This window comes from Flavihumibacter sp., from assembly GCF_036676075.1.
Classification (GTDB): domain Bacteria; phylum Bacteroidota; class Bacteroidia; order Chitinophagales; family Chitinophagaceae; genus Flavihumibacter.
This window is the reverse complement of the sequence record NZ_JAKFDQ010000007.1, coordinates 1345967-1360984: the sequence shown is the minus strand read 5'-3', so window position 1 is coordinate 1360984 and position 15018 is coordinate 1345967. Positions and strand designations below refer to the sequence as shown.

General features: G+C 47.2%; 12 protein-coding genes. 3 read left to right on the top strand and 9 right to left on the bottom strand.

Annotated elements, in window-relative coordinates; all coding sequences use genetic code 11:
• Positions 1–515: 515 nt before the first annotated feature.
• Positions 516–836, top strand: a complete 321-nt coding sequence (locus tag V6M43_RS08720) for a LytR/AlgR family response regulator transcription factor (RefSeq protein ID WP_332734361.1) — start codon at positions 516–518, stop codon at positions 834–836.
• Positions 837–1190: 354 nt separating this feature from the next.
• Here V6M43_RS08720 and V6M43_RS08715 read toward each other — a convergent pair whose 3' ends face one another.
• The 6 genes from V6M43_RS08715 to V6M43_RS08690 all read right to left on the bottom strand — a co-directional run bounded on the left by V6M43_RS08715 (position 1191) and on the right by V6M43_RS08690 (position 10439).
• A complete protein-coding gene (locus V6M43_RS08715; RefSeq protein ID WP_039130367.1) occupies positions 1191–1496 on the bottom strand; it encodes a helix-turn-helix domain-containing protein in 306 nt (101 codons plus the stop codon).
• Positions 1477–1833: a type II toxin-antitoxin system RelE/ParE family toxin gene (locus V6M43_RS08710; RefSeq protein WP_332734358.1), complete on the bottom strand. Its 357-nt coding sequence runs from the start codon at positions 1831–1833 to the stop codon at positions 1477–1479. Before V6M43_RS08710 ends, V6M43_RS08715 begins: the two co-directional genes overlap by 20 nt.
• Positions 1834–2027: 194 nt before the next feature.
• Complete coding sequence (locus tag V6M43_RS08705) at positions 2028–3347, bottom strand: tyrosine-type recombinase/integrase (RefSeq protein ID WP_332734356.1); 1320 nt, start codon at positions 3345–3347, stop codon at positions 2028–2030.
• A gap of 281 nt (positions 3348–3628) precedes the next feature.
• Positions 3629–7021, bottom strand: a complete 3393-nt coding sequence (locus tag V6M43_RS08700) for an FAD-linked oxidase C-terminal domain-containing protein (protein WP_332734354.1) — start codon at positions 7019–7021, stop codon at positions 3629–3631.
• A 6-nt stretch (positions 7022–7027) separates the two neighbouring features.
• Complete coding sequence (locus V6M43_RS08695; protein WP_332734352.1) at positions 7028–7477, bottom strand: cold-shock protein; 450 nt, start codon at positions 7475–7477, stop codon at positions 7028–7030.
• A 67-nt stretch (positions 7478–7544) separates the two neighbouring features.
• A complete protein-coding gene (locus tag V6M43_RS08690) occupies positions 7545–10439 on the bottom strand; it encodes a glycosyl hydrolase family 95 catalytic domain-containing protein (RefSeq protein WP_332734350.1) in 2895 nt (964 codons plus the stop codon).
• Positions 10440–11204: 765 nt separating this feature from the next.
• On the opposite strand from V6M43_RS08690, the gene V6M43_RS08685 reads away from it, so the two are divergent.
• Entirely contained in the window at positions 11205–11714 is a 510-nt protein-coding gene (locus V6M43_RS08685; protein ID WP_332734348.1) for a hypothetical protein, read from the top strand.
• A gap of 37 nt (positions 11715–11751) precedes the next feature.
• Positions 11752–12150 carry a hypothetical protein gene (locus V6M43_RS08680; protein WP_332734346.1) on the top strand — a complete coding sequence of 133 codons (399 nt, stop codon included), beginning with the start codon at positions 11752–11754 and terminating at the stop codon, positions 12148–12150.
• 120 nt (positions 12151–12270) lie between these two features.
• Here the strand turns inward: V6M43_RS08680 and V6M43_RS08675 are convergent, their stop codons facing one another.
• From V6M43_RS08675 to V6M43_RS08665, 3 genes are all read right to left on the bottom strand, one after another.
• Positions 12271–13971, bottom strand: a complete 1701-nt coding sequence (locus V6M43_RS08675) for a DUF4091 domain-containing protein (protein ID WP_332734344.1) — start codon at positions 13969–13971, stop codon at positions 12271–12273.
• 80 nt (positions 13972–14051) lie between these two features.
• A complete protein-coding gene (locus V6M43_RS08670; RefSeq protein WP_332734342.1) occupies positions 14052–14369 on the bottom strand; it encodes a carboxypeptidase-like regulatory domain-containing protein in 318 nt (105 codons plus the stop codon).
• 148 nt (positions 14370–14517) lie between these two features.
• The gene (locus tag V6M43_RS08665) at positions 14518–14979 is read right to left on the bottom strand and encodes a carboxypeptidase-like regulatory domain-containing protein (protein WP_332734340.1); all 462 of its coding nucleotides are present in this window, start codon (positions 14977–14979) and stop codon (positions 14518–14520) included.
• Positions 14980–15018 lie beyond the last annotated feature (39 nt).

Below are 15018 nucleotides of genomic sequence, written 5' to 3'. Positions count from 1 at the left end.
AGCAGAATTGTAAATACTAAAGCAAACCATCAAAACAAATGGAGATGCTAATACCGTCGTAAGCCAAACTTTATATGGATAACTTAAATTCAAGGATTGTCAATTTGATAGCGTACAACGTTTGTATTTGTGCATTAGGCGAATGAGTAATCTTTTGATTTTTTCGCAAATGCGAATCCAAGGTATTGCGATTTGCGCAATAAAATTGCAGGTTTTGGTTTTGAAAAAATCTGGATGGAGCAGTGTTATTTTGAGTTGCATTTATTGAGCTCAATCGCTTTTAAAACCCGTTACAGGGAGCCAAAACCTTAACCAGGGAGCGGTAAAAGCATCCTTTTTTGCTCGCTCCATTTGCTCTACCCTCTTTTTTTGCTTTCGCAAAATACAGCCCGCGCTCGTTTTGATACCTCCTGCGCACTAATTTCTACCTCCTGCGAATTTTATTTGGATTCCATACTGCCACTAGGTACTGTTGTTATTGTCAAACAACATTCAATTATTCTAAATCATTTTTTATGCAAAAACAATTCTTTACCGTCACCGAAGCGTCCACCAAATTCAAAGTGGCTTATAGTGAAGTTCTTTATGTCTTTAAAGAAGGTCATTACTGTGAGATCATTACCGAATACGGAACCTATAACATAAGATCTTCCATCGAAGAGTTGATTGAAGACGCTCCCGAAAACACCCTCGTTAAATGCCACCGTTCTTATGCTGTCAATCCATCACTGATGACCGGCATAAACAAAGAGCGCGCAATTATCAATCAACATAGTATTCCGGTCAGCCGCCCCTATAGAAAAAAACTGAATACTATTTTTCTGTCTGCGGCATGATCCCCTATTTTCTGACTACCCGCCTCAACCAATCCTGGACAGCCACATGACCGCGCGGGAGATGTGGCCCCGCAAAGTCTTCCAGTGTATTGGTGATTGAACCTGCCCGACTGCCGTGAGAGTGCCGAGATAATGCCGAGATAGTCCTTAAAAACCCTATAGAAACCCTGGAAAAACCCTATGGAAACCCCTGCCAGAGTACGGGAATAGTCCCGCAATGTGGCACGAATAGCACCCCCCGTATGGCACGAATTACCTGTTTTTGCCCTCGCATGGCATCATTTTTTCAGTTTCTACGCGGTGGACTGTCACGAATGAACAAAATCACATTCTTCTGGCTTGACGTAACTATCGTCAAAGTTTGATAGATAACTTTATTGTTCCACCCAAACCTATTTCAACAATTTTTTGAAGCGTCGAAATACGAACTTCCTTCACATCGTTTTCAATTTTTGAAATATAAGATTTTGTCGTACCGACTTTCTCAGCTAGTTCTTCCTGTGTCATTCCTTTTTCAAGTCTAGCTTCGTGAAGTAACGCGCCGATTTTAAAGTTTTCATAACCGGCCTCAAGATTTTCACGTTTGGCAGTTCCACGTTTACCGTACTGTTTATCCTTGAACTGGTCAAGGGTAGTGATGTTACTTTTTTTCGCTTTCATACTCTCTCTTTATTTTCTCTGCTTTCTCAATTTCTTGCTTCGGTGTTTTTTGTGACTTCTTTTGAAATCCACTTGTAATCACCACAAGCTGTCCCTGGTCAAAAAAGCAGAAAATTCGAAAGATGTCGCTGCCTTGCTGCACCCTGATCTCATAAAGTCCCTCAGTATTCTCAAGATGCTTTAAATACGTTTCAGGAACTTTTTCAATCTCTTCAATAAGATCGAATGTCCAGATTATTTTATCTTTTACCTTATCCCGCTGTTTAATGAAAAAGTCTTCAAAATAACGCTTGTAAAAAATAATGGTCCGACGTTTCTGCCTTTGTCCACTATGCAAAGTTACTAAAATGTTGTACTAAAGTGAAACATAATATTTTCTTCCAGGATGCTGAGGTGTTTTGTTAATGGCAATGAAATTGTTGCATTTGCGCAGGAAAAGCGCTGTTTGCGCTTTTTAGATTTTGGTGATTCAAGCATTAATATGTTGCACAAATTGGATTGCGAAATTGCGACAATGCAGAGATTGGTGGGCTAGCCTTTCCACTCCTTGCCCTTGAATAATTCATCCAGCGGATTGATCATCGTTACCAGGTCACGCCGGCGTACATGCAGGTAACGCTCCGTCGTCCTGATGCTGAAATGGCCCAGCAATTCCTTAATATACCTGATGTCAATTCCCTTCTCTAATAAATGCGTCGCAAAACTATGCCGCAGTACATGAAAACTGACATCCTTGCGAATGCCGGCCCACTCTTTCGCTCTTTGAAATATCATCTGCGCCGATCTCGTCGAGTAGGGCTGCCCGGGTCTGTCGCCCTCAAATAAATATACTTGGGGCCGCGGATCGCATTGCTGCAGGTAGGCCCTTAAAACATCCAGCAATAACACACTTAATCCAACATAACGATCCTTCTTGCCCTTCGACTGCTCAATTCTTATCTGCATCCGGCCACTGTCAATATCCGAAAGTCGCAAACTAACTACCTCGCTTACCCGCAATCCCGCACTGTAGGCAGTAAATAGTAAGGCCTTATGTTTCAGATTGGTTACCGACGAAAACATCCGCTCTAACTCGCCTTCGCCCAAAACATTCGGCAACTGGTCCGGTTTCTGTGGCCGCGGGATCTCCCAGAAAAACTTCTCCCGGCCTAATACCTGTTCATAATAAAACTTCAATGCATTCAGTCGGCTATGCGCAGTATGCTCACTTAATCCCTGCTTCTCTAACAACTCTACCATATATGCCTTTATGCCCTCCTCATCCACCTCCTGCACCATCTGGTCTCCCAGGTATTTCATGAAGATCCTCAGCTCATTCATGTAGGTCCTGATGGTGTTGGCACTATAGGCTTTTAATATTAGTAATTGCTGGAATTTCGCGAGCTCCTGCTGGTTCCCTGGATTGATATGAACCTTTAGGGATCCCGTCGGCCGCAGGGGTAACTGGCCTGTTTCACTTTTAGGATTGCCTGCTGCCTTATGCTTATGAAAAGCAGCTGCATCCCCGGCATCATCCTTCTCCTCCTCCTCCCGATGCATGAAACCTCTTGTTGTTTCTGCAATGGCAAGGTCCTTCGTTACCAGCATTGGCTCTTCGGGGATCCTGCCGATCTTGTCGCGGATGAATCGCTTTAGGATACTGATGTCGATCTGCGCCTTCCCCTCCATCTGCTCCAGGAGCTGCTCATAATTTGCCCGGCAAAGTGGAATGCAATTGCATCGATGCTCCTTACTCCATAACACGCCCTCCAACGCCCAAACCAACTGGTTCAATGTTTCACTCTTGCGGTAATACAAACCCACACATAAATAACCACCCTGCTCCAATGGCCTTAACTGTACCTTCTCCATAACACACATTTTCCTGTTCACACTTCAGATACCTTCATTGCTTCGCCACCCCGGTCACATTCTTCAAAAAAAAGGATTCAGGTAAGCGCAAAGCACAGCCCAAAATAGACAACTGCTTCCAATTAAACAATAACCAGTTAGTGGTATTTCTGCACATCATTTTTGCCTGCCGTATCCAGGAAAGATTGGGTGAAAACACGGTACAAAAAAAGCGACTGCCCACTAACGTTAGTGGGCAGTCGCACAATTATTTGATTTGCTTTTAAGATTATTCACTTCTATCACAACAACGCATCATACAACACCTCAACAGGATGTAATGCCTTCCTTCCCGTTCCGTCTTTGATCTGGTGACGGCAACTGGTGCCGGGCGCAGCTATGATGGTATCGGCCGATGAACTTCGTACCGCCGGCAATAATACCAGCTCGCCTACCTTCATCGATATTTCATAATGCTCTTTCTCATATCCGAAACTTCCCGCCATGCCGCAGCAGCCCGACGGAATGGTCTCCACTGTATAGTTCGCCGGTAAGCCCAACAACTGCACCGAGGCCGCTACCGTTGATAACGACTTCTGCTGGCAGTGCCCATGCAACTTCACAGATCGCGGCTCTTTGGTGAACAACTCCGACCTGATATTTCCCTTGCCGATTTCCCGCGCAATGAACTCATCTATCAACAGGCAATTGGCCGATAATCGCTTCGACGCCTCCAGCAATTCATCATCCACCAAATCAGGATACTCATCCCTGAAGGTCAGTATCGCAGATGGCTCCACACCTATCAATGGCGCTTCCTCCGTTACCAGCACTTCCAGCATCCGGACATTCTTATTGGCGATCTTCTTTGCATGCCGCAACAATCCTTTCGATAACCAGGCCCTCCCGCTTTCTTCATGCGCTGGCAATATAACCTCATAGCCTAAACGCTCCAGCAACAATATCGCCTTGATGCCTATCGCCGTATCATTATAATTCGTGAACTCATCACAGAAAAAATATACTCTTCGCGGTTCGCCCGAAGGTGTGGCGGGGGAAGAAATACTGTTATTGGAATTTGCTCCGGCATGTGAACTTACACCTGCATGGGAACTTGCGGCGGGCGCTGTACCCGGATTGGCGGCCGTCTGGCTCGCAACAGCAAGATCACCCGCCGCTGAGGCCGGATTGGCTGTTGTTGCTTCATCAGGTGTAGTGCTGTCATTGGCCGTTGTTGCATCTACCGGAACAGTGGCGTGATCTGGCGATTCCGCCTCTATCAGCGAGGCCGCATCTGCTCCTTTATGGAGATCATTTTTTACTGACGCGTTTTGCACTGTACTATAAGCTTTCTCCTCAACTGCCTTCTGTCGCAGTATCTCTGTTTCATCAACTGCCGGCTCTCGCTGTACCTCCATTTCGTCAACTGCATGGGGACTCCCCTTCATAAACGTCATCCCGCCCGGCGCCTGGTTGGCCAATGCTGCCTCCTTAATGGTGGAGGCAAAATCGATCTCCAGCTCGCGGTTGCGCAGATGCTTGCGATGCCAGCGCCGCAGCGTAAAGGAATGCAGCGTAGGCATAGATCGCGCCACCGCAAAACCCGAGAGCTGCTTCACCCAACCCGAGATCAGCCCATTGGTCATGATGAAATTATAGACCCGCGGTACCAACGCACCCAACATAGCCGATCGCGTGAAATTCGCTATCAGCCTCGATCGCATCGGCACGCCATTGGCATCATAATACTGTTGCAGGAACTCGGCCTTCAGCTTCGCCATATCCACATTGGAGGGACATTCACTTTTGCAGGCCTTGCAACTCAAACAAAGATCCATCACCTCCTTGATCTCCGCATGATCAAAACGGTTAGGCTTATCCGAATGCGTCAAAAACTCCCTTAATATATTCGCCCTCGCCCTCGTCGTATCTTTTTCATTTCGGGTAGCCATATACGATGGACACATGGTTCCGCCCGATAAATGACTCTTCCTGCAATCGCCCGATCCATTGCACTGTTCTGCATGCTGCAATACATCCTGGTTATGATAACGGAACACCGTCTTGAAGGCCGGCGTCTTCTGCCCCGGCTCATAACGAAGCATCGTATCCATCGGTGGCGTATCAACGATCTTGTTCGGATTGAAAATATTCTCCGGATCCCAGCTCCTCTTGATCTCTTTCAACAACCCGTAATTCTTTTCACCCACCATCTGCCTTATGAACTCGCCCCTCAATCTTCCATCTCCATGCTCACCACTCAGCGAGCCATTGTATTTTTTCACCAGCGTGGCGATCTCTTCCGCAATCACCCTGAACAACCGGTTTCCTTCTTTCGTCTTCAGGTTAATGATGGGCCGCAAATGCAACTCACCCGAACCCGCATGCGCATAATGCACCGAGTACAATCCATGCTTCTTCAATATCTCATTGAAATCCCTGATATAAGCCGGCAGGTCCTGCACATCCACCGCCGTATCCTCAATTACCGGCACCGCCTTATCATCACCAGGCAGATTGCTGAGCAGTCCCAGTCCCGCTTTGCGCAGGGTCCAGATCTTCTTGGTATCAGCGCCGAATAATAGGGGGAAATGATACCCTAAACCCGCAGCACGCATTTCCTGCTCCACCTTCTCCGCGATGGCAACAACCTCCTCGCGCGATTGTCGTGCAAATTCTACCACCAGTATCGCGCCGGGATCACCCTTCACGAAGAAGCGGTTCTTCATCTGCTCGCGGTTATTTTTGGTGCAGTCCAGTATATAATGGTCGATCAGCTCACTGGCACTGGGATTATATTTTAACGCAATAAGATTTGCATGCAGCGATTCATCTATACTATTGAAATGTACACATAGCAATCCCACTTCTTTGGGAGGCAGGGGTACAACATTTAATTTTATCTCTGTGAGGAAGGCAAGGGTGCCCTCCGAGCCGGCAATGAGCTGGCAGAAATTGAAATCAGCCTCTCCCGCCGTAAAGGGGGCAGTATCTAAAAGCATGTCAACGGCATAACCCGTGTTCCTGCGTTCTACTGATTTCCTGGGAAACTCTTTTCTTATCTCTACCTGGTTATCGTAATTGCTTAACAGCGTTCTCACGGTCCGGTATATCCGATTTTCTAAAGCATCGCCTTCACATTTCTGGTGGAACTCATCAATATTCATCGCACCAAAAACTGCTTCACTCCCATCACTCAGCAATGCCTTCACTTCTAACAGGTGCTCACGCGTACTACGGTAAACAACCGAGTTGGAGCCACAGGAATTATTTCCCACCATCCCGCCGATCATCGCGCGGTTGGCAGTGGAGGTCTCGGGACCAAAAAACAACCCATGGGGATGCAGGTACATATTGAGCTCATCACGCACCACACCCGGTTGCACGCGCACCCAGTTTTCGGCAGTGTTGAGCTCCAGGATCTTGTTGAAATATTTGGAAACATCCACCACGATACCGCTCCCAACCACCTGCCCTGCCAGCGAGGTGCCGGCGGTGCGGGGGATCAGAGAGGTCTTGTGGAGCCGGGCAAATTGAATGAGCGCCCGGATATCATCTTCAGTTTTGGGAATGGCAACGGCCAGTGGCATCTCACGGTAAGCAGAGGCATCCGTAGCGTAAAGGGTCCGCATCGCTACATCATGATACAACTCTCCCGCTAACTGGCGGCCCAGCTGCTCCAGTGCTTGGTTCATATCACCCTATACCTTTTTTACGTTGATGGCAACGGGACCTTTCTGTCCCATTTCAACCTCAAACATTACCTTATCGTTCTCGGAGATTCTTGCTTTCAGGTTGTTGATGTGAACAAAAACCGATTCACCGGTCTCTGAATCCTTGATGAAACCAAAACCCTTCGCGTCATTGAAAAAAGCCACCGTGCCGGTTCTTTCTCCATTGATCTCAACATCTTCATGTTTGGGTACACCGATCTGGATATCTTCTGCATTGTAAACCCGCTTCTTATTGGGATCGGGTGGAGAATTGGAGATATTTCCGTTCTCATCGATATAGGCCATCATATCATCCAGGCTTTTGCCCTTTGATGTGTTGGCTTTGCGCTCAGCGCTTTTCTCGGCTTTTTCCTGCCGTTGTTTGAGTCTTTTCTTTTCTTTTTCTTTTTTACTAAATGAATCCTGGGATCTAGCCATATTTTATTATCTGATTATGTGATTTGTATAAAGGTCGGTTTCCCTTTTGACTAAATCGCCGAAAAAATCAGATAATCCGGTATTTCTTTCCGTTTTTAACAATAAAACCGACCTCCCGCGCTCCCTTTTCCGCGCCAGCAACCAGTTTCCCCTTCTCGTCCACGATCTTCATCCCCCCCGGCAAAATCATCCTGCATAAGGTTCCCTTCCCCCCACCAGCTCTTCCTCCCACACCAACACTTGCCCCCACACCAGCACCTCCCACTCCACCAGTACTTCCCTCCCCACCGGCACTCCCCTCCCCACTACTCACTGCCCGCTCCCCAGACTTCTTCTTTTCCCTATTGCCTATTGCCTCCTTCCCCCCTCCCCATCCATTCTCCCCCTCATATTTTCCAACCCCACTACTCGATGCCCGCTCCCCAGACTCCCTCTTTTCCCTATTGCCTATTGCCTTCCTTACCTCCCCCCTCACCAGTTTCCCCTCCCTCCAATCCATATCTACTTCAAATCCACCCCTTGCCTTAAGTCCCTTTATACTTCCATTCGCCCAGTCGGCCTCCTTGGGCAATGCCGGCAGGAAACGTATAATCTCTTCAGTATCATGACTTTGCAACAGCATCTCCGCGATCCCCGCCACTGCCCCAAAATTCCCGTCTATCTGGAACGGCGGATGCGCACAGAACAGGTTGGCATAGGTTCCCCCGCCGCCACTCATCTCGATCCCCAGTCCCTTCGTGGGTTTCAGCAGTCCCCTCACCAGCGCTGCCGCATGATCCCCGTCTCCAAGTCGGGCCCAGAAGCTGATCTTCCAGGCTTTGCTCCAGCCGGTACCGTCATCACCTCGCTGCAAAAGTGTTTGCCTGGCCGCCACGGCCAGGGCTGGAGTTCCCCATGGGGTGATCTCATCATAGGGGTGCAATCCATACAGATGCGACACATGGCGATGCCGCGGTTCCGCGTCAGCATAATCCTCCAGCCACTCGTTGAGATCGCCCTTCGCCCCCACCTGGTTGGGCGCCAGCCTCGGAACCAATGCTTTCAGCTCCGATCTCCAGGCGCTATCCACCGCCAGAATCTTACTCGCCTTGATGCAGGAGTTGAACAACTCCCTGCTGATCTGCATATCCATGGTTGGACCCATAGCTGTTTGTCCGCGGAAGCCATCGGATAGTATATAAGTGTTCTCCGGCGAATTGGAGGGCGCCGTCACCAGCCAGCCATTTTTGGGCTCTTTAATCAGGATCCCCTGCAGAAATCTGGCGGCGCCTTTCAGTACCGGGTAATATTTGCGCAAAAAAGCAGTGTCTCGATTGAACCGCCAATGCTCCCAGATATGTTCGCATAGCCATGCGCCACCTGTTAGCGTAGAGCCCCATTCGGCTCCTTCTCCCGGTGATGTGTATTTCCAGGGATTACTGATCACATGGGCCACCCATCCCTCCGCGCCATAATAGGCCCTGGCTGTTTTTTGCCCATTTTCTACCAATCCCGCGGTGAAACGATGCAGCGGTTCGGCCAGTTCGCCCAGATTGGTGGTCTCCGCGAGCCAGTAGTTCATCTGGATATTTATATTGAGATGATAATCGCCATTCCATGGCGTCTGGTATTCTGTGGCCCAGAGTCCCTGCAGGTTGGCCGGTAGCAATCCCGGCCGGGAAGATGATATCAAAAGGTATCGCCCGAAATTATAATAGAGAACCGGCAACTGTATGTCCGATCCCCCGCCGGCATACCGCACCAAACGTTCCTGGGTGGTAATTTTGTTTAATCCTTCAAAACGTCCACTCACTTTTTTACTCTCTGTTCTGCTCTCTTTTCCATTCTCTTTTCCATTCACTGTTACATTCTCCTTTCTATTCTCTATTCCATTCTCTATTCCATTCTCTTTTCTATTCTCTCTTCCATTCTCTCTTCCATTCTCTCTTCCATTCTCTGATCCATTCTCTGATCCATTCCTTGGTTTATCCCTAATCCCCTCCAGCATCCTCCACCGGTTCCGGTTGAATAAATTCTGGTAAAAAACAGTACTATTTTCTATCGCCCGATTATAAACGTTTCCAATCGCTTGTGATCCCATCTCAACTGATTGCCTCCCCGATAAATAGCGAGCAGCCAATTCCATAGGATCCTGGGCCGATAACAAGCCCGTTTCATTATCAAAATTTGTAGCCGCCGAAATCCGGATCCAGCATTCACTCGCATTCTCCACTACCAGCTCATTTCCTTCCTGCTTAATATTTCCATCCCGCACCGCGGGCACTCCAATGGCGGCAAAACGCATACCCGCGTCTTTACCTGCCGGCAATTGTCCCACCATCAGGAGTCGATTGTCCTTTGCCGTTACCCTTGCATTTTCAGCCCGATACATCGATAACCGGAAATTCAATCCACCTTTACGCGAACTGCTCAGCTTCATCCAGATTATATCATTCACAAAATCTGTGAACAGCTCTTCTTTGATGGTTGCGCCGTTTCGTGTATAGGTGGTGGTTGCAATCGCCGTTTCGATATTCAGCACCCGCTCATATCCCGAAACCGGCAAAAGGCTATCGCGCCAATCAATAAACAGGTCACCCAGCGCCTGGTAGCATCCATATTTTTCCTTCGCCCCGCTTCCATAACCTGATCCCACGCCCTTCGACACAAAATGTTTTTGCAAAAGCGCTTGTGCCTCACGGTTATTACCCGCGAGCAGCAAGTCCTGTATGGGCTTCAGATAAAATCTTGCACTGTCGTTATCGGCATCCTGCGGCCCACCCGACCAAAGGGAGATTTCATTCAGCGCGATCCGCTCCCTTCTCGTTCCGCCATACACCATCGCGCCCAGCCGGCCATTGCCCAGCGGCAGACTCTCCGTGAATCCCGCCGCCGCCGTATCAAACCGGATAAGAATATCTTCCTGCTGCGCCGATAAGTTTACACTCATCAAAATACAGGCAACCAAAATAAAGTATCTCATACTCGAAACATTGTTCCCGCATATTGAAGTATAAACAGATTTAAACAAATCGTTAGTCTGCATGAATCCCAAAAATTAGATGAGCTTCTAAGGTAGGGATTGGAGCGCGTGGAGGCTGTCAATATAATACCAGTTATAGAGCCAATCTTAACATCATGCCTATGGTACCAATCTGAGAATCACCGTTAAGTTGCCAACATAACATCATGCTTATGTTGCCAATCCCAACAACATAGGCAAACTTATCATCCCACTTTGCAACGGCCCCACACCGTCCGTAGGTAGGCTATTGAAAATTCACTCAAATTATATTGTTCGATATATAGAACATGAAATGCACTTATTGCATCATATATGCATCAATATAAATCAGATTATATTGATCTATATATAGAACATTTACTGCACTTATTGCATCATATATGAGTCAATATAAAATTGACCTTTTTCGAGTATATACTCCCCACTAATTGCGATTTGTAAAAAGCTCAGCACCCCCCCACCAACCCAATAGAAAAACCAATCTTAACAATACTGAAATGAATCCATTCATTTAATTGACTATGTTTGCCATAGTGAAAAAAATCTTCCACATATCACTTCCCCTTTATTACATGTCCAACTTTAAGGACTTTAATACTATTACCCCGGCATGCTAATGCATTGACCCGGGGCTCGTCATTTTATTTCAACATCACAAGATTTTAAAGGCATCCGATTGCGGTATCTCCACGAGATAGCCAACATACTTTAATTCCATTCATCATGACAATGCTATTCCTGCTGGCAGGACCGGTTATTGCCATTATTATCGTGCTTACAATTATCCAGAGAAGGAAGGCACAGAATAAGGCAGTGTTCGCAGCAAAACTAAAAGCACTCACTTCAAGCCACGGTCTTGAGCTTGACCTCTTTGAACAATTCAACAACCGCCTGATCGGTCTCGATCACCAGCAGGGTAAACTCCTGTTCATCGAATTCCACGGCAGCAACTGGAACTTCAACATGTTTCATGTTGACCAGATCAAAGCCTGCGCAGTATTGCGTTCACCAGCATCAATTTCAAGTGTGGGCACAGCAAACACAAACAACTATTCTATTCCCCCCATCGGCCTGCAATGCCATATGGAAGACGGCTCCATAGTAACCCTGCCTTTCTATTCCGCACATACCGATAAATTCCATGACGCAACAGCACTCACCAGGAAAGCAGCCTACTGGAGAAGAAAGATCAACGGCATGCTCACCAAACACGAGGAACCTGAATTTTTTTAACTCATCCCCCAATCAATTCATAACAAAAAATACAATCATGAAACAGGAACAAAACGACACCATCATCATGCTCAAAGAAGATGTAGCAGTACTTAACAGCTTACTGGAAAAAAATAGCCAGCTGCCTGAAGCTGAAATCATTCGCGAAAAGATCGCTAAGGCAACGATCCTCGACAACTATAATTTCCCACGCGACGTAGCTCGATTAAACACCGTCCTCACTATCCGCGATAAAGTAGTGCGCCAGAATTTCCAGTACGCACTAACCGTTCCGGAACCCGGCGCAACAACCTATTCATCCGACAGCATCTTCCGACCACTCGGCGCAGCACTACTGGGAATGAGAACAGGCGATGAACTAGCCTTCTCCACACAAAAAGGAACCCGCTATTTCTTCGTTATGGAAATGGAAAATCCGGTAGAGTCAATTTATTAAGTCAATACTAACACGCGCAATCAAAATCAGTAAAGCGCAATGAGCACAATTAATCAAACCCACTTATCAATAATATGAGCACCATCAAAAAGCCCTCTTATAAAAAGGGCTCCCTCAATATCAGGGACCCTGTATTTTCAACAGATCCCTCCTCGCCTCCTTCAACATCGTAGCAGCAGGAACAGTAGCAAGCGTTTCTATCTTAAAGCGCTTCAATATCGAATCCAGCATCTCGATCTTTCCCTTTTTCCCCTGCACCGTCCATCGCTCACGAAGTATACGCATCTTCTCGAAATCCTGTATCCCCTCGCGAAGTTTTTCAAATCGTACAGAAGTCTGCGGACCCGGATATACCTGGTAAGTATCACCCGCGGGCCATGAACCAAAACGGCTGTCGCGCAATGGGTCGGCAGGCCAGCTATTATAGGCCCAGCGCAGGTATCCGGTGAATCCCTTCGCCGCCGCATACCACCCGATCCACGACTGCTCCGCCGCAGGAGAAAAAGTAAAATTATTGGGATACTGCTCCACACAGCAGGTATAATAAGTAGATGGTTTACCCGCCGCAATGCGCGCACGCAACACTTCCTCAGGGAAATCCCATCGAGAAGCCAGGCAGTAATCAAACAGATCCTTCTCGATCTCCGCATGATAATCCCCCGCCAGCGCGATCTTCCACGAAGGATCTATCTCCTTCAACATCGCGATCGCCTGCTGCATATCTTTCAGCGGCCGCTCATCCATCGCAATACTCGTAATAGAAAACCATCCCTTCTCCTTGAGATGACGCGTAAAATCTTTTAACATCGGCTGCCATGTTGCAACATATGCCTCACTCCCAATTGGAGTGGTCACACTGCTATCCTTTCCACTCGCCTCATCATAATAGCGAACCACCATCTTCCACGGTATCATCGAATAACAATTGATCCGCTTATCAATGCCCGCATCCATCACAAACTGTACATACTTATCAAAAAGACTATAATCAAATTGCCAGCTGCCATCGGTTTTCTTTATCCACTTTATCAGCGATGGATAATCATCATAGGTCTGGTGCCCCCATGGCTCCTCAACTATACTCGCAGTAATATTTTTTTGTCCCGCTTCCGCCAGCATCCTGAAATATGGTCGCAGCAAATCAAAATGTTTATCACTCCAAAGTTTCACATCATGCGCTCTCGCCACCGCAGCAGGATGTTGCCATAGGTCGAGATCAAAACTCCAGTCGCTTGCTGGTGGAAGAATGCCATCCATCACCTCCAGACTAATGCGAAGTTTCTGCTTCATCACTTTCACCGTGCCGGTATAAATACCAGGCTCTGCAGCCAATGGAACATCCAGTGAAACCCATACCACCTGCAGCTTTCCGTTCAGCTTATCCAACCCGCTTTCATAATCTATCCTATCGCGCGCAAGAGAAGAATCTTTCGCCTCCGGCAATGGTGCACCACATCCCCCGGCATACTCATCGGTCATCACCGGCTGCACCATTCCAAACCTGAAATTCTCTGAAGAAATATTCGATTGTCCGGTTAGTATCAGATCACTGAAACGCATTTTCAGTCCACCATTCGTTTTACCCGATTGCACCAACACCTGCACATGCACCCTTTCACCCCTCCATGCTGCTACCGACCAGCGCTGCTCCGGAATGGATTGCAGTATTGTATCGACACCATAACGTATATCGCTGTCTCCAAATCCAACCAATAATTGTTTGGGTGCGGGTTGCGAAGCAACATTCCCCTGCGCATAAAGCCCCGGTAGCGCAAATAAATTAGTTAAGCAAACAGCAATTAGAAGAAGTGATCGTATCATAATCGAGCATTAACCCTTGAATGTAGCACAAAAAAAAGCAGCACTCTCGTGCTGCTCTTTATTTTTTCATAGCGGAAATACTATTGATCAAGTTTGATCTCGCCAACATCTGTAGGCTGTGCATCTTTTACACTAACACCATCTTTAGCAGTGTTCTTGTAAGGAGCCTTTGCTTCAATGATAAGACGGTAATCTCCCGGCTTAACATTCACGATCTCAAAAGCACCATTGGTAATATCTGCTTTCAATGTATCAGTAGCAGAAAGTGCCCACGCCTTAACCGCACCATCAGCAGGAGTAACTGTTCCTTTAATAGAACCTGTCTCCAGACCCTTAAAGGCAAATAATCCTGCTGTCATCACACCCAGTGCAAGCACTGTCATTTTCATCTTTTTCATATGTTCTCTTTTTGTGGTTGAAAGAGCGATTGCATCAGCTACATATGCATGCGCAAATGCAATCGCCTTAAAAATTTATATCATTGTTGCTACAAAAGATGTCCCGCTATCATTCAACTGACAGCACTCTTTTGCCTATTCACCCGCCTTACTGCTTCACCGCACTTGTATCTTTCGCCGCAGCCGTAGTATCCTTCACCGGCTCTTTCTTCAGCGTATCAACTACAGGCTTCTTCATCACACTATCCTTCGCTGGTTGATTTGTAACACTATCCGGAACTGGCTTTGTTGCTGCCTCCAGAAGCGCGATCATACCTACATCCACAGGCTGCGCATCAACAACACTAATGCTGTCTTTAATCGTATGCCTGTACGGTGCCTTAGCCTCAATCACTAACTTGTAATCTCCTGGCTTCAGATCATTAATTGTAAAGTTTCCGTTCTCGAGAATTGAACGTACTGTATCGGTACTTGAAACTGCCCATACATTGGCTACATTTTCAGCCGGCGTTACTGTTCCTTTGATAGACCCGCCATCTATACTTGCGAATGCAAATAATCCCGCGGCCATTACACCAAAAGCCAATGCCGTTGCCTGCATCTTTTTCATAAACTATTTTTTTTTGTTGGTAGAATATTGTTGCTATAC